The organism is Pseudomonas sp. MWU13-2862, from assembly GCF_023242495.1.
GTDB lineage: Bacteria > Pseudomonadota > Gammaproteobacteria > Pseudomonadales > Pseudomonadaceae > Aquipseudomonas > Aquipseudomonas gingeri_D.
The window spans coordinates 1-16,620 of sequence record NZ_JALMEZ010000022.1 but is presented as its reverse complement, the minus strand read 5'-3'; the positions used below and the strand labels follow the sequence as shown (position 1 = coordinate 16,620).

Annotated in this window: 13 protein-coding genes and 4 tRNA genes; all 17 read right to left on the bottom strand. The window is 57.2% G+C overall.

The features are described from left to right. Positions 1-24: 24 nt before the first annotated feature. A complete protein-coding gene (gene rpsG / locus M5C56_RS29575; protein ID WP_103495381.1) occupies positions 25-495 on the bottom strand; it encodes a 30S ribosomal protein S7 in 471 nt (156 codons plus the stop codon). Positions 496-615: 120 nt separating this feature from the next. Next, positions 616-987 (bottom strand): 30S ribosomal protein S12, encoded by a 372-nt coding sequence (rpsL, locus tag M5C56_RS29570; RefSeq protein WP_003186084.1) that lies wholly within the window; start codon positions 985-987, stop codon positions 616-618. Between the two features lie 218 nt (positions 988-1,205). Continuing rightward, complete coding sequence (gene rpoC / locus M5C56_RS29565) at positions 1,206-5,405, bottom strand: DNA-directed RNA polymerase subunit beta' (RefSeq protein WP_100944351.1); 4,200 nt, start codon at positions 5,403-5,405, stop codon at positions 1,206-1,208. A gap of 64 nt (positions 5,406-5,469) precedes the next feature. Beyond that, positions 5,470-9,543: a DNA-directed RNA polymerase subunit beta gene (rpoB, locus tag M5C56_RS29560; RefSeq protein WP_100944350.1), complete on the bottom strand. Its 4,074-nt coding sequence runs from the start codon at positions 9,541-9,543 to the stop codon at positions 5,470-5,472. Between the two features lie 221 nt (positions 9,544-9,764). Then, on the bottom strand, positions 9,765-10,130 hold the full coding sequence (gene rplL / locus M5C56_RS29555; protein ID WP_100944349.1) for a 50S ribosomal protein L7/L12: 366 nt from the start codon (positions 10,128-10,130) through the stop codon (positions 9,765-9,767). A gap of 78 nt (positions 10,131-10,208) precedes the next feature. After that, entirely contained in the window at positions 10,209-10,709 is a 501-nt protein-coding gene (rplJ, locus tag M5C56_RS29550) for a 50S ribosomal protein L10 (protein WP_100944348.1), read from the bottom strand. Between the two features lie 199 nt (positions 10,710-10,908). Further along, positions 10,909-11,604, bottom strand: a complete 696-nt coding sequence (gene rplA / locus M5C56_RS29545) for a 50S ribosomal protein L1 (RefSeq protein WP_103495380.1) — start codon at positions 11,602-11,604, stop codon at positions 10,909-10,911. Further along, positions 11,604-12,035, bottom strand: a complete 432-nt coding sequence (rplK, locus tag M5C56_RS29540) for a 50S ribosomal protein L11 (RefSeq protein WP_003176435.1) — start codon at positions 12,033-12,035, stop codon at positions 11,604-11,606. The genes rplA and rplK overlap by 1 nt, the downstream gene beginning before the upstream one ends. Positions 12,036-12,152: 117 nt before the next feature. Then, positions 12,153-12,686: a transcription termination/antitermination protein NusG gene (gene nusG, locus M5C56_RS29535; protein WP_003186097.1), complete on the bottom strand. Its 534-nt coding sequence runs from the start codon at positions 12,684-12,686 to the stop codon at positions 12,153-12,155. 9 nt (positions 12,687-12,695) lie between these two features. Next, positions 12,696-13,064 (bottom strand): preprotein translocase subunit SecE, encoded by a 369-nt coding sequence (gene secE, locus M5C56_RS29530; RefSeq protein ID WP_100944346.1) that lies wholly within the window; start codon positions 13,062-13,064, stop codon positions 12,696-12,698. Between the two features lie 45 nt (positions 13,065-13,109). Continuing rightward, positions 13,110-13,185 (bottom strand) — tRNA-Trp (locus tag M5C56_RS29525). Positions 13,186-13,239: 54 nt separating this feature from the next. Continuing rightward, positions 13,240-14,433 carry an elongation factor Tu gene (gene tuf / locus M5C56_RS29520; protein WP_100944345.1) on the bottom strand — a complete coding sequence of 398 codons (1,194 nt, stop codon included), beginning with the start codon at positions 14,431-14,433 and terminating at the stop codon, positions 13,240-13,242. Positions 14,434-14,518: 85 nt separating this feature from the next. Then, a tRNA-Thr gene (locus M5C56_RS29515) sits at positions 14,519-14,594 on the bottom strand. Between the two features lie 26 nt (positions 14,595-14,620). Then, positions 14,621-14,694: transfer RNA gene (locus M5C56_RS29510), tRNA-Gly, on the bottom strand. Positions 14,695-14,719: 25 nt separating this feature from the next. Continuing rightward, positions 14,720-14,804 (bottom strand) — tRNA-Tyr (locus tag M5C56_RS29505). A gap of 142 nt (positions 14,805-14,946) precedes the next feature. Next, positions 14,947-15,393 carry a hypothetical protein gene (locus M5C56_RS29500; RefSeq protein ID WP_103495379.1) on the bottom strand — a complete coding sequence of 149 codons (447 nt, stop codon included), beginning with the start codon at positions 15,391-15,393 and terminating at the stop codon, positions 14,947-14,949. 86 nt (positions 15,394-15,479) lie between these two features. After that, positions 15,480-16,454 (bottom strand): bifunctional biotin--[acetyl-CoA-carboxylase] ligase/biotin operon repressor BirA, encoded by a 975-nt coding sequence (gene birA / locus M5C56_RS29495; protein ID WP_103495378.1) that lies wholly within the window; start codon positions 16,452-16,454, stop codon positions 15,480-15,482. Positions 16,455-16,620 lie beyond the last annotated feature (166 nt).

Below are 16,620 nucleotides of genomic sequence, written 5' to 3'. Positions count from 1 at the left end.
CTCGCAAATTGAGTGACGCTAAAATTAGAAGCGGTAGTGCGAGAAAGCCTTGTTGGCTTCAGCCATACGGTGCACGTCTTCACGCTTCTTAACTGCAGCACCTTTACCTTCAGCGGCATCCAACAGTTCGCCAGCCAAACGCAGAGCCATGGACTTCTCGCCGCGCTTGCGGGCGAAGTCTACCAACCAGCGCATTGCCAGAGCGTTACGACGGGACGGACGAACTTCGACCGGAACCTGGTAAGTAGCACCGCCTACACGGCGCGACTTCACTTCGACCAGCGGAGCGATGGCGTCGAGTGCTTTCTCGAAGAGTTCCAGGGGGTCAGCGTTTTTGCGCTCTTTAACTTTTTCCAGAGCACCATAAACGATACGTTCGGCCACGGCTTTCTTGCCGCTTTCCATCACGTGGTTCATGAATTTGGCGAGAATCTGGCTACCGTATTTCGGATCGTCCAGAATCTCACGCTTGGCTGCTACACGACGTCTTGGCATTGATAAGCCCTCAAACGGTCTTCAGGTTAGCCCGGGAACATGACACCCAGTGGATGTACGCCCGACCTTACTCTTATCGACTCAAAAAAATAAAAATCAGTTACTGCAGCAAACGACCGATTACTTCGGACGCTTGGTACCGTATTTCGAACGACCTTGGTTACGACCTTTGACGCCGGAGGTATCCAGGGAGCCGCGAACGGTGTGGTAACGAACACCTGGCAAGTCTTTTACACGACCGCCACGAATCAGGACCACGCTGTGCTCTTGCAGGTTGTGGCCTTCACCGCCGATGTACGAGGAAACCTCGAAACCGTTGGTCAGGCGCACACGGCATACTTTACGCAGTGCCGAGTTAGGTTTTTTCGGCGTGGTGGTGTACACACGGGTGCACACGCCACGACGTTGCGGGCAGTTCTGCAGCGCAGGTACGTCGGATTTCTCGACGATACGCTTACGCGGCTGACGTACCAGCTGGTTGATAGTTGCCATCTACTAGCTCCACTGTTGTCTTGCGACGCTATTGTCTTGCAAGAAAAGCAAAATGGCAGGAACGAGTTCCCGCCAAATTTAGGGGTACAAGAGTCTAAAGAGGATCTTGTCCCCAGTCAAGACAAGGCCCCGATCTCCTCACACCGACCATCGCAACAAAAAATGTCGCGATGGCGTTGGCGGAGGCTATCAGGGCCTTGATCTCACTACCGCAGAACTCAGTTACCGCTAGAGTTCAGCGCTTCGGTCAGTGCAGCTTCCACTTCACTGGCGCTTACGCGCAACGGTTTGTCCAGTTCACGACGACGCTTGCGCTCGCTGTGATAGGCCAGACCGGTACCGGCCGGGATCAGACGACCCACAACCACGTTTTCTTTCAGGCCGCGCAGGTAATCGCGCTTGCCGGTAACGGCCGCTTCGGTCAGTACGCGGGTGGTCTCTTGGAAAGAGGCCGCCGAGATGAACGATTCGGTCGACAACGACGCCTTGGTGATACCCAGCAGAACGCGAGTGAACTTGGAAACGAACTTGTCGTCGCCCGCCAGACGCTCGTTCTCTACCAGAACGTGAGTCAGCTCCATCTGGTCGCCCTTGATGAAGGTGGAATCGCCGGATTCAGCGATTTCAACTTTACGCAGCATCTGACGCAGGATGGTCTCGATGTGCTTGTCGTTGATCTTCACGCCTTGCAGACGGTAAACGTCCTGGATCTCGTTGACGATGTACTTGGCCAGCGCACTCACACCCAGCAGACGCAGGATGTCGTGTGGATCGCTTGGACCGTCGGAGATAACTTCGCCGCGGTTCACTTGTTCGCCTTCGAAGACGTTCAGGTGACGCCACTTCGGAATCAGCTCCTCGTACGGATCGCTACCGTCGTTCGGGGTAATGACCAGACGGCGCTTGCCCTTGGTCTCTTTACCGAACGCGATGGTGCCGCTGACTTCAGCCAGAATCGAGGCCTCTTTCGGACGACGGGCTTCGAACAAGTCGGCAACACGCGGCAGACCACCGGTGATGTCGCGAGTTTTCGAAGTTTCTTGCGGAATCCGCGCGATAACGTCACCGATCGCGATTTTCGCACCGTCCGCCACACCGACCAGGGCGTTGGCTGGCAGGAAGTACTGAGCGATTACGTCAGTGCCTGGCAGCAACAGATCCTTGCCGTTGTCGTCGACCATCTTCACCGCAGGACGAATGTCCTTGCCGGCTGCTGGACGGTCTTTGGCATCGAGGACTTCAATGTTGGTCATACCGGTCAATTCGTCAGTCTGACGCTTGATCGTGATGCCTTCTTCCATGCCCACGTAGGTCACGGTACCTTTCATTTCGGTAACGATCGGGTGAGTGTGCGGATCCCACTTGGCCACGATTGCGCCAGCGTCGACCTTGTCACCCTCTTTAACCGAAATCACCGCACCGTACGGCAGCTTGTAGCGCTCGCGCTCACGACCGTAGTCGTCGGCAATCGCCAGCTCACCGGAACGGGACACTGCAACCAGGTGGCCATCCACTCGCTCAACGTGTTTCAGGTTGTGCAGACGGACGGTACCGCCATTCTTGACCTGAACGCTGTCGGCTGCGGAGGTCCGGCTTGCCGCACCACCGATGTGGAACGTACGCATGGTCAGCTGGGTACCCGGCTCACCGATGGACTGGGCAGCGATAACGCCGACCGCTTCACCGATGTTCACCTGGTGACCACGAGCCAAGTCACGGCCGTAGCACTTGGCGCAGATGCCATAACGGGTTTCGCAGCTGATCGGCGAGCGCACGATGACTTCGTCGATGCTATTCAGCTCGATGAATTCAACCCACTTCTCGTCAACCAGGGTGCCGGCAGGAACGATGATTTCCTCGGTGCCCGGCTTGAAGACGTCACGGGCGATCACTCGACCCAGTACGCGCTCACCCAACGGCTCTACTACGTCACCGCCTTCGATGTGCGGCGTCATGAGCAAGCCTTGCTCAGTGCCACAGTCGACTTCGGTCACCACCAGATCCTGCGCCACGTCTACCAGACGACGGGTCAGGTAACCGGAGTTCGCGGTTTTCAACGCGGTATCCGCGAGACCCTTACGAGCACCGTGAGTGGAGATGAAGTACTGGAGTACGCTCAGGCCTTCACGGAAGTTCGCGGTGATCGGCGTCTCGATGATCGAGCCGTCCGGCTTGGCCATCAGACCACGCATACCGGCCAGCTGACGGATCTGGGCTGCGGAACCCCGCGCACCCGAGTCGGCCATCATGTACATCGAGTTGAAGGATTCCTGGTCGACTTCGTCGCCATGACGGTCGATGACCTTCTCTTTCGAGAGGTTGGCCATCATCGCCTTGGACACTTCGTCGTTCGCCTTGGACCACAAGTCGATCACTTTGTTGTACTTCTCGCCCTGGGTAACCAGGCCGGAGGCGTACTGACTTTCGATCTCTTTCACTTCGTCGGTGGCAGCACCGATGATGCGGGCTTTTTCATCCGGGATAACGAAGTCGTTAACACCGATGGAAACGCCGGAAATGGTCGAATAGGCAAAACCGGTGTACATCAACTGGTCAGCGAAGATCACGGTCTCTTTCAAACCAACCACGCGGTAGCACTGGTTGATCAGTTTGGAGATCGCCTTCTTCTTCATCGGCAGGTTGACGACGTCGAACGACAGGCCGGCCGGAACCACCTGGAACAACAGCGCACGGCCGACAGTGGTGTCGACGATACGGGTGTTCTTGACGCTGCCACCATCACGATCATTGACGGTTTCGTTGATACGAACCTTGATCTTGGCGTGCAGGGCTGCTTCGCCGGCGCGGAATACGCGGTCGACTTCCTGCAGGTCCGCGAAGATACGACCTTCGCCCTTGGCGTTGATCGCTTCACGGGTCATGTAGTACAGACCCAATACAACGTCCTGCGACGGAACGATGATTGGCTCACCGTTGGCAGGCGACAGGATGTTGTTGGTCGACATCATCAACGCACGCGCTTCGAGCTGGGCTTCCAGCGTCAGCGGTACGTGCACGGCCATCTGGTCGCCGTCGAAGTCGGCGTTGTACGCAGCACAGACCAGCGGGTGCAGCTGGATAGCCTTACCTTCGATCAGTACCGGTTCAAACGCCTGGATACCCAGACGGTGAAGGGTTGGTGCACGGTTGAGGAGGACCGGGTGTTCGCGAATCACTTCAGCGAGAACGTCCCAAACCTCTGGCAGTTCGCGCTCGACCATTTTCTTGGCGGCTTTGATGGTGGTCGCGAGACCACGCATTTCCAGCTTGCCGAAAATGAACGGTTTGAACAGCTCGAGGGCCATCTTCTTCGGCAGACCGCACTGGTGCAGACGCAGGGTCGGACCTACGGTAATTACCGAACGACCCGAGTAGTCAACACGCTTACCGAGCAAGTTCTGACGGAAACGACCTTGCTTACCCTTGATCATGTCAGCCAGGGATTTCAGAGGACGCTTGTTCGAACCGGTAATGGCGCGACCGCGACGACCGTTGTCCAGCAGGGCATCCACAGCTTCCTGCAGCATGCGCTTTTCGTTGCGCACGATGATGTCAGGCGCGGACAGGTCCAGCAGGCGCTTCAAACGGTTGTTACGGTTGATCACTCGACGATACAGATCGTTGAGGTCGGAAGTCGCGAAGCGACCGCCATCAAGCGGAACCAGTGGACGCAGGTCTGGCGGCAGAACCGGCAGAACGGTCAGCACCATCCACTCTGGCAGGTTGCCGGAACCCTGGAAGGCTTCCATCAACTTCAGGCGCTTGGACAGCTTCTTGATCTTGGTTTCGGAGTTGGTTTGCGGAATTTCTTCGCGCAGACGGCCAATCTCGTGTTCCAGGTCGATCGCGTGCAGCAGCTCGCGGACGGCCTCAGCACCCATGCGGGCGTCGAAGTCATCACCGAACTCTTCGAGGGCTTCGAAGTACTGCTCGTCGTTCAGCAGCTGGCCTTTTTCAAGGGTGGTCATGCCCGGGTCGATAACGACGTAGCTCTCGAAGTAGAGAACGCGTTCGATATCACGCAGGGTCATGTCCATCAGCAAGCCGATACGCGACGGCAGGGACTTCAGGAACCAGATGTGGGCAACCGGCGAAGCCAGTTCGATGTGCGCCATGCGCTCACGACGAACCTTGGCCAGTGCGACTTCAACGCCGCACTTCTCGCAGATCACACCACGGTGCTTCAAGCGCTTGTACTTACCGCACAGGCACTCGTAATCCTTGACCGGGCCAAAGATCTTCGCGCAGAACAGGCCGTCACGCTCAGGTTTGAACGTACGGTAGTTGATGGTTTCCGGCTTTTTAACTTCGCCGAACGACCACGAACGGATCATCTCAGGCGAGGCCAATCCAATACGGATGGCGTCGAACTCTTCGACTTGACCCTGGTTTTTCAGCAAATTCAGTAGGTCTTTCAAGGCCTTTCCTCCTGGCGGAGCAGAGAGCGGGCCATACAGCCCCGCTCTCGATTCGCGTCACGTGTTATTCGGTTTCCAGATCGATATCGATGCCGAGGGAACGAATTTCCTTGATCAACACGTTGAAGGACTCGGGCATGCCCGGCTCCATACGGTGATCGCCGTCCACGATGTTTTTGTACATCTTGGTCCGACCGTTCACATCGTCCGACTTCACTGTGAGCATTTCTTGCAGAGTGTATGCAGCACCGTATGCTTCCAGTGCCCAGACCTCCATCTCCCCGAAACGCTGACCACCGAACTGCGCCTTACCACCCAGCGGCTGCTGGGTAACCAGGCTGTACGAACCGGTAGAACGAGCGTGCATCTTGTCGTCTACCAAGTGGTTCAGCTTCAGCATGTACATGTAGCCAACGGTAACCGGACGTTCGAACTTGTTGCCGGTACGACCATCGAACAGTTGCATCTGGCCGCTTTCCGGCAGGTCTGCCAGTTTCAGCATGGCCTTGATTTCAACTTCCTTGGCACCGTCGAATACTGGGGTGGCCATTGGCACACCAGCCTTGAGGTTGTGCGCCAAGTCGAGGATTTCCTGGTCGGTGAAGCTGTCCAGGTCCTCGTTACGACCGCCGATCTCGTTGTAGATCTCGTGCAGGAACTTGCGCAGGTCAGCGACCTTGCGTTGCTCCTCGATCATGCGGTTGATCTTCTCGCCCAGACCTTTGGCCGCCAGGCCCAGGTGGGTTTCGAGGATCTGACCAACGTTCATACGCGAAGGTACGCCCAGCGGGTTGAGGACGACGTCGACCGGGGTGCCATGGGCATCGTGCGGCATGTCTTCAACCGGCATGATCACGGAGACCACACCCTTGTTACCGTGACGACCGGCCATCTTGTCGCCCGGCTGGATGCGACGACGGATTGCCAGGTAGACCTTGACGATCTTCAGTACGCCCGGAGCCAGGTCATCGCCTTGCTGCAGCTTGCGCTTCTTGTCTTCGAACTTGTCGTCCAGCAGACGGCGGCGATCAACGATGTAGGCCTGGGCCTTCTCGAGCTGCTCGTTCAACGCATCTTCAGCCATGCGCAGTTTGAACCACTGCCCATGCTCCAGACCGTCGAGCACTTCGTCGGTGATTTCCTGACCTTTCTTCAGGCCAGCGCCGCCTTCGGCCTTGTGGCCAACCAGCGCGGAACGCAGACGTTCGAAGGTCGCGCCTTCAACGATGCGGAACTCTTCGTTGAGGTCCTTGCGGATCTCGTCGAGCTGGCTCTTCTCGATGGACAGTGCACGGGTATCGCGCTCGACGCCATCACGGGTGAAGACCTGCACGTCGATGACGGTGCCCTTGGTACCGGTTGGTACACGCAGGGAGGTGTCTTTGACGTCGCTGGCCTTCTCACCGAAGATCGCACGCAGCAGTTTTTCTTCCGGAGTCAGTTGGGTCTCGCCTTTCGGAGTGACCTTGCCGACCAGGATGTCGCCCGGGCCGACTTCGGCACCGACGTAGACGATACCGGCTTCGTCCAGCTTGTTCAGTGCGGCTTCACCCACGTTCGGGATGTCCGCAGTGATTTCCTCTGGCCCAAGCTTGGTGTCACGCGCCACACAGGTCAGTTCCTGGATGTGGATCGTGGTGAAACGGTCTTCCTGAACAACGCGTTCCGACAGGCAGATGGAGTCTTCGAAGTTGAAGCCGTTCCATGCCATGAAGGCGATGCGCATGTTCTGACCCAGAGCCAGTTCACCCATGTCGGTGGACGGGCCGTCGGCCATGATGTCGCTACGCTGAACACGATCACCTTTACGCACCAGCGGACGCTGGTTGATGCAGGTGTTCTGGTTCGAGCGGGTGTACTTGGTCAGGTTGTAGATGTCGACACCGGCTTCGCCGGTTTCAACTTCGTCATCGGCAACACGAACCACGATACGGCTGGCATCGACGGAGTCGATCACGCCACCACGACGAGCCACGACGCAAACGCCGGAGTCACGGGCAACGTTGCGCTCCATGCCGGTACCTACCAGCGGCTTGTCGGCACGCAGGGTCGGTACAGCCTGACGCTGCATGTTGGAACCCATCAACGCACGGTTGGCGTCGTCGTGCTCGAGGAACGGGATCAGCGACGCTGCAACCGACACAACCTGCTTCGGCGAAACGTCCATCAGGGTGACGTCTTCCGGCGCCTTGACGGTGAACTCGTTCAGGTGACGTACGGCTACCAGCTCGTCGATCAGCACTTTCTGCTCGTTCATGGTCGCCGAAGCCTGGGCGATCACGTGATCGGCCTCTTCAATAGCGGACAGGAACACGATCTCGTCGGTGACCAAGGCGTCTTTCACCACACGGTACGGGCTTTCCAGGAAGCCGTACTGGTTGGTGCGCGCATAAGCGGCCAGGGAGTTGATCAGACCGATGTTCGGACCTTCCGGCGTTTCGATCGGGCAAACACGACCGTAGTGCGTCGGGTGTACGTCACGGACTTCGAAGCCGGCGCGTTCGCGGGTCAGACCACCAGGGCCGAGTGCGGAGACACGACGCTTGTGGGTGATCTCGGACAGCGGGTTGTTCTGGTCCATGAACTGCGACAGCTGGCTGGAACCGAAGAACTCTTTCACCGCCGCAGCCACTGGCTTGGCGTTGATGAGGTCCTGCGGCATCAGGCCTTCGCTTTCAGCCATCGACAGACGTTCCTTGACCGCACGCTCAACGCGTACCAGGCCAACACGGAACTGGTTCTCGGCCATTTCGCCTACGCAGCGAACACGACGGTTACCCAGGTGGTCGATGTCGTCGACGATGCCTTTGCCGTTACGGATGTCGACCAGGGTCTTGAGGACCGCGACGATATCGTCCTTGTTCAGTACGCCCGAACCTTCGATCTCGGTACGACCGATACGACGGTTGAACTTCATCCGGCCGACCGCAGACAGGTCATAGCGCTCAGGGCTGAAGAACAGGTTGTTGAAGAGGGTCTCGGCGGCATCCTTGGTCGGTGGCTCACCAGGACGCATCATGCGATAGATCTCGACCAGCGCTTCCAGTTGGTTGCTGGTGGAGTCGATCTTCAGCGTGTCGGAGATGAACGGACCGCAGTCGATGTCGTTGGTGTACAGCGTCTCGATGCGAACGACCTGGGCCTTGGCGATTTTCGCCAGGATCTCGGTGTTCAGCTCGGTGTTGCATTCGGCCAGGATTTCGCCGGTAGCCGGGTGCACGATGACCTTGGCGGTGGTGCGGCCCAGGACGTAGTCCAGCGGCACATCCAGCTCTTTGATCCCGGCTTTTTCCAGCTGGTTGATGTGGCGAGCGGTAATACGACGACCCTGCTCGACAATCACCTTGCCTTTGTCATCGAGGATATCGAGGACGGCGATTTCACCGCGCAGACGCTGAGGCACCAGTTCCAGGCTCAGGGTTTCGCCCTTCACATGGAAAACGTTGGTGGTGTAGAACGCGTCCAGCACTTCTTCGGTGGCGTAGCCCAGTGCGCGCAGCAGCACGGAAGCCGGCAGCTTGCGACGACGGTCGATACGCACGAAGACGCAGTCTTTCGGGTCGAACTCGAAGTCCAACCACGAACCGCGGTAAGGAATGATCCGCGCGGAGTACAGCAGTTTGCCGGAGCTGTGCGTCTTGCCGCGGTCGTGGTCGAAGAACACGCCCGGGGAACGGTGCAGCTGGGAAACGATCACGCGCTCGGTACCGTTGATAACGAAGGTACCGTTCTCGGTCATCAGGGGGATTTCACCCATGTAGACTTCTTGCTCTTTGATGTCCTTGATCGCTTTGTTCGACGATTCTTTGTCGAAAATGATCAGGCGCACTTTTACCCGCAAAGGTACGGCGTAAGTCACACCGCGCAATACGCATTCTTTGACATCAAATGCCGGTTCGCCCAGGCGATAACCGACGTACTCCAGCGCAGCATTGCCGGAGTAGCTGATGATCGGGAAAACGGATTTGAAGGCCGCATGCAGGCCCACGTCGCGGAACTGATCTTTAGTCGCTCCCGCCTGCAAGAATTCACGATACGAATCCAGCTGGATGGCCAGGAGGTACGGCACATCCATGACGTCCGGCAACTTGCTAAAGTCCTTGCGGATACGTTTTTTCTCAGTATATGAGTAAGCCATCAGCGTTCCCCAGCTTGGTCACCTGCTTGTTTGGCCCCTCCCCGACGGGAGCAGCCAGAAAATCGTGCAAACCCCATGGTTTGCGCCACCGCATCGGGTGGTTGAAGCACGTCAAAGGCACCGACCGAGTCGGCCGCCAGTAACGGAAAAAGGCCGGTGGCAAGAGCCACCAGCCATCAGCCTGTCGCTTAACGCTTGGGCTGGAGACGCAAGGTCAGAGCTTACTTCAGCTCGACTTTAGCGCCTGCTTCTTCCAGTGCTGCTTTGGCTTTGTCAGCTGCGTCTTTGGCAACAGCTTCCAGAACCAGGGCAGGAGCGCCGTCAACTACAGCCTTGGCTTCTTTCAGGCCCAGACCGGTCAGTTCACGTACTGCCTTGATCACGTTAACTTTCTTCTCGCCAGCTTCCAGCAGCATGACGTTGAATTCGGTTTGCTCTTCAACAACAGCGGCAGCAGCAGCAGGACCTGCCGAAGCAGCAGCAGCGGTAACACCGAATTTTTCTTCGAAAGCTTTGATCAGCTCAACAACCTGCAGAACCGACATTTCAGCTACGGCGTTGAGGATATCTTCTTGGGAGATAGACATTACTGTATTTCCTGAATTGGGGGACGGCCTACGCGACCATCGAAATAAACAAAAATACGCGAAAAGAAGTGCTCAGCCTTAGGCTGCGACAGCTTCTTTCTGGTCGCGAATAGCCGCCAGAGTACGAGCCAACTTGCTGGTAGCGCCTTGAATCACGCTCATCAGCTGGGAGATTGCTTCGTCACGGGTCGGCAAGGTTGCCAGTACGTCGATCTGATTGGCTGCGAGGAACTTGCCCTCGAACGCAGCTGCCTTGATCTCGAACTTGTCCTGACCCTTTGCAAACTCTTTGAACAGACGAGCAGCAGCGCCCGGGTGTTCCTTGGAGAAAGCAATCAGGGTCGGGCCTTTGAACACGTCGTTGAGGACCGAGTACTCGGTGCCTTCAACAGCGCGCTTGAGCAGGGTGTTACGTACGACACGTACGTACACGCCAGCTTCGCGGGCCTCTTTACGGAGTCCGGTCATCGCGCTTACTGTTACGCCACGGGCATCAGCCACGACAGCGGACAGAGCGACTTTGGCAGCCTCGTTGACTTCAGCGACGATGGCCTTCTTGTCTTCGAGTTTAATTGCCACGGGTTTAACTCCTGCTTGTTACCGTTTCATCTGGCCGAAGCCGGATGTCGTTTTGGTGTCTGATTCGGTAAGGAACCGGGAGCACCATCTGCGTAGGCTTGAGGTTTAAGGCTTGCGCCGCCTACGGTCTTGGATAGCCCCCGCCAGGCAGGGACCCCAATTTTTTCGATTGGCGCAATCGCTTGCGCCAATGCGCGTCTTACGCTTCCAGCGAGCTCTGGTCGATGACCAGGCCTGGACCCATGGTGGTGCTCAGGGTAACGCGCTTGACGTAGATACCTTTCGAGGAAGCTGGCTTGATACGCTTCAGGTCAGCGATCAGGGCTTCAACGTTTTCCTTCAGCTTGACGGCGTCGAAGCCGATCTTGCCAACGGAGGTGTGGATAATACCGTTCTTGTCGGTGCGATAACGAACCTGACCGGCCTTGGCGTTTTTCACCGCGGTGGCGACGTCTGGAGTTACGGTACCGACTTTAGGGTTAGGCATCAGGCCACGTGGACCGAGGATCTGACCCAGTTGACCTACAACACGCATTGCGTCCGGGGAAGCAATAACGACGTCATAGTTCAGGTCGCCGCCTTTCATTTCGGCAGCCAGGTCGTCCATACCAACGCGATCGGCGCCGGCAGCCAGAGCAGCTTCAGCAGCCGGACCCTGGGTGAACACAGCAACGCGAACGGTCTTGCCAGTGCCGTGTGGCAGCACAGTAGCGCTACGTACGACCTGGTCGGATTTACGTGGGTCAACGCCCAGGTTTACAGCAACGTCAAACGACTCGCTGAACTTGACAGTCGACAGCTCGGACAGCAGAGCAGCGGCTTCTACAAAGTTGTAGGCCTTGCCTGCTTCGATTTTGCCGGCGATAGCCTTTTGGCGCTTGGTCAGCTTAGCCATTACACACCCTCCACGTTAAGGCCCATGCTACGAGCAGAACCGGCGATGGTACGCACGGCTGCATCCATATCAGCTGCAGTCAGATCCGCGTTTTTGGTTTTCGCGATTTCTTCCAGCTGAGCACGGGTCACGGTGCCAACCTTAACGGTGTTCGGACGAGCGGAACCGCTGGTCAGGCCGGCGGCCTTTTTCAGCAGAACCGAAGCCGGGGTGGACTTGGTTTCGAAAGTGAAGCTGCGGTCACTGTAAACAGTGATGATCACAGGCGTCGGCAGACCTGGCTCAAGACCCTGGGTACGGGCGTTGAAGGCTTTGCAGAATTCCATGATGTTCACGCCGTGCTGACCCAGAGCTGGACCGACGGGTGGGCTAGGGTTGGCCTGGGCGGCCTTCACTTGCAGCTTGATGTAAGCGGTAATCTTCTTGGCCATGAGGCACTCCAATTACGGGTTCTAGCGCCTCGAAAGGCTCCCCGGTTACTTGCGCGTTTATCCCAGTGACGACAAAACCCCACAGCCTTGGACTGTGGGGTTGGGATGCTTGTTCAGCTAGACCTTTTCGACCTGGCTAAACTCCAACTCTACCGGAGTAGAGCGTCCGAAAATGAGCACGGCCACCTGGATGCGGCTCTTTTCGTAGTTGACCTCTTCGACGGTGCCGTTGAAATCGGCGAACGGACCATCGGTAACACGTACGACTTCGCCCGGCTCGAACAGTGTCTTCGGCTTCGGCTTGTCGCTGCCATCAGCGACGCGACGCAGAATCGCTTCTGCCTCTTTGTCGGTGATCGGTGCAGGCTTGTCGGCGGTACCGCCGATGAAACCCATCACCCGAGGCGTGTCCTTGACCAAGTGCCAAGTCCCCTCGTTCATGTCCATCTGCACCAGCACATAGCCAGGGAAGAACTTACGCTCACTCTTGCGCTTCTGGCCGTTACGCATTTCCACTACTTCTTCAGTAGGGACCAGAATTTCGCCGAAGCCATCTTCCATGCCTGCCAGCTTTACGCGCTCGACCAACGAGCGCATCACATGCTTCTCGTAACCCGAGTAAGCATGCACAACGTACCAACGCTTAGCCACGGGACACCCTTAGCCTACAATCGAGGAAACAAGCCAGCCGAGCAGGGAATCAAGCCCCCACAACAGCAACGCCATTACCAGAACAACAGCCACCACGATCAACGTGGTCTGCGTGGTTTCTTGGCGAGTCGGCCATACGACTTTACGAATCTCGGTACGAGCTTCCTTTGCCAGCACGAAGAACGACTTGCCTTTCGCGGTCTGCAGGCCTACAAAGGCAGCTACAGCAGCGATGACAAGCAGAGCCAGTACGCGGTACAGGATCGGCGAACCATGATAGTACTGGTTGCCAACAACACCAATCACCACCAAAGCGACTACGACGAGCCACTTGAGAAGATCGAAGCGAGAGCCTTGGGCTTCAGCGTTGGAGGTCATCTAAGAGAATCCTGTGAAAAGAAAGCCAGACACACCGAGTGAATCTGGCAGGTCAGGAGGGAATCGAACCCCCAACCTACGGTTTTGGAGACCGTCGCTCTGCCAATTGAGCTACTGACCTAAAACTTGAATCAGGCCGACCATTATGTCGACCTGAGAGAGGCATTTCAACTACTTATTCGATTACTTTCGCTACCACACCCGCGCCGACGGTACGACCGCCCTCACGGATAGCGAAACGCAAGCCATCTTCCATCGCAATGGTCTTGATCAGAGTGACAGTCATCTGAATGTTGTCACCTGGCATTACCATTTCGACGCCTTCCGGCAGCTCGCAGTTACCAGTCACATCAGTCGTACGGAAGTAGAACTGCGGACGGTAGCCCTTGAAGAACGGCGTATGACGACCGCCTTCTTCCTTGCTCAGGACGTAAACTTCTGCAGTGAACTTGGTGTGCGGCTTGACCGAACCCGGCTTGACCAGTACCTGGCCACGCTCGACATCGTCACGCTTGGTGCCGCGCAGCAGAACGCCGCAGTTTTCACCTGCACGACCTTCGTCGAGCAGTTTACGAAACATTTCAACGCCGGTGCAGGTGGTGACAGCAGTGTCACGCAAACCTACGATTTCCAGCGGATCTTGAACACGAACGATACCGCGCTCAATACGACCCGTCACAACGGTACCGCGACCGGAGATCGAGAACACGTCTTCGATTGGCATCAGGAACGGCTTGTCGATTGCGCGCTCAGGCTCGGGAATGTAGCTATCCAGAGTCTCAACCAGCTTCTTGACAGCCGAAGTACCCATGCCATTTTCATCATTGCCTTCCAGTGCCATGCGCGCGGAACCAATGATGATCGGCGTGTCGTCACCTGGGAAATCGTAAGTGCTCAGCAGATCGCGCACCTCCATCTCAACCAGCTCCAGCAGCTCGGCATCATCTACCAGGTCAGCCTTGTTCAGGAAGACCACAATGTAGGGAACGCCCACCTGACGGGACAACAGGATGTGCTCACGGGTTTGCGGCATCGGACCATCAGCGGCCGAGCAAACCAGGATCGCGCCATCCATCTGCGCAGCACCGGTGATCATGTTTTTTACGTAGTCGGCGTGACCTGGGCAGTCAACGTGTGCGTAGTGACGCACGGCCGAATCGTATTCAACGTGAGCGGTGTTGATGGTGATGCCACGAGCTTTTTCTTCTGGGGCGCTATCGATCTTGTCGAAGTCGACCTTGGCCGAACCGAACACTTCGGAGCAAACGCGAGTCAAGGCAGCAGTGAGCGTAGTTTTACCATGGTCGACGTGACCAATGGTCCCCACGTTGACGTGCGGCTTATTACGTTCGAACTTTTCCTTAGCCATCGAAATCACCCTCAGGAGAAGAATTAAGCAAGCTACATCAGCCATTAAAACAAAGGCAGATATTTGCATATCTGCCTTGTTATTATGGAGCTCTTGAGCGGATTTGAACCGCTGACCTCACCCTTACCAAGGGTGTGCTCTACCAACTGAGCTACAAGAGCGAAACACGGTGCACAAACAGCAAACTTGGAGCGGGTAGCGGGAATCGAACCCGCATCATCAGCTTGGAAGGCTGAGGTTCTACCACTAAACTATACCCGCGGAGCTTGCAGCTCACGCTTAAATATGGTGGAGGGGGAAGGATTCGAACCTTCGAAGTCGTAGACGTCAGATTTACAGTCTGATCCCTTTGGCCGCTCGGGAACCCCTCCTAAGCGAGCCGACATTCTACATCATGTCGACCTTCTGTCAAGCATTTTTCTCATTTAAATTATGAGGTTAGCTGCGTTGACCCGCTTCGTAGCCAGTCCCTCAAGAGGTGTTCACTGCGAAGCGGGCGCCATTCTATTCAAACTATTCGACAGTTGCAATGCCTTCGCACGGCATTATTTTATGTTTTAACTCATTGAATTCTTTAGCAAGGTTCTGCAGCAGGGCATCGTCCAGCAAATGCTGGCTTTCAGGTGCGATCCGTACCCAGTACCCCGCTGAATCGGGCACATTCACCTGCTCCGCCCGCGCCTTGATATTGCTGCCCTGGAGACGCTGCACAATGGACTGCGCCAGATCCTGGCGAGCCACGGCACCCAGATAGACACAATCGCCTTCGCGCTCCGGCGCCGCAGAGACCGCACGACGCCCGCCGGCGCCATCGGATTCGCTCAACAACTGGATATCCTGGTGAGCGCTGCGGTACAGCGAAAGAGGAGCGACTTCCTTGGCCCTCAAGGGCGCTTCCTGCTGGTGCCAGACGTAATAGACACCATTGAGCACTAGCAACAACAGAAACAACCAACGCATAGGAACCTCAATCGAGCGGACACGCCACCGCCAAGCCAACCAATACCAGGACGGGCACCCGATGCGCCCTGCCCTTGTTAAAACCGCTAGCCGCCTCGAACCCAAGCATCATCGCGCAAGCGCAGGCTGAGTTCGCCACCACTGAAGACCTTTTCCACGCCATCCACCTGCAGACGGAGCGCACCCTGCTGATCGATGCCCAGCACGATCCCTTCGACCTGGTTCACTCCCGCGACCAGGGCAACCTTGCGCCCCTGCCAGAGATGATTCTGCTCCCACTCAGCCTGGATAGCCGCGAAACCAGAGGACTGGTGCCACTCCAGGTAAAAGCGCAGCTTTTCCCCCAGGCTCGCGATCAGCTCGTTGCGATCGATGGAACGACCCGTTTCCAATCGTGCCGATGTCCACAGCTGATCCACCTGTTCGGCAACCTGCATATTGACGTTGATCCCGACCCCCAGCACGACGTGACAGACGTCCGCCGGGTCGCCGACCAGCTCCAGCAGAATGCCGGCGATCTTCTTGTTGTCCACCAGGACATCATTGGGCCACTTCAGCCCCGCCCGGGCGATCCCCAGCTCACGCAATGCGCTTAGAACCGCCAGGCCGACCACCAGGCTCAAGCCCTCCAGCTGACGCATGCCGCCTTCGATCCTGAGCAACAGGCTGTAATAGATATTTTCCGCGAACGGACTGACCCAATGCCGGCCCCGGCGTCCTCGTCCTGCGGTTTGCCGTTCGGCCACCACAATGAATGGCGCAACGGAACCTTTCTCCACCAGGCGCAGCGCCTCGGCATTGGTTGAGTCAATGGTGTCGTAGACATGCACCGGCCAGGAGGCCGAGGGTTTTGCGGCGGCTATCTCCAGCTCGCTCAGCAACACCAGCGGGCTGGCGAGTTGGTAACCCCGGCCACGGACTTTATGGATAACCAGCCCGAACTCCGCCTCCAATTGCTGGAGCTGTTTCCAGACGGCGCTGCGGCTGACGCCCAAGGCTGCCCCCAGCGCTTGCCCGGAGTGGAATCGACCATCTTTGAGGAGCTTCAACAACGTCAACATGCAGGTCTCGACTCACAATGAGGCAGGCATGATAGCCATGCGCCGAGAGCTTGCATATGACTCTTGAGCCTTGCAGCGCCTGGGCCGGCCTCTTCGCGGGCAAGCCCGGCTCCTACAGGACGTCGTCGTTCACCGATCTTGTGTACGACACCACACTGTAGGAGCA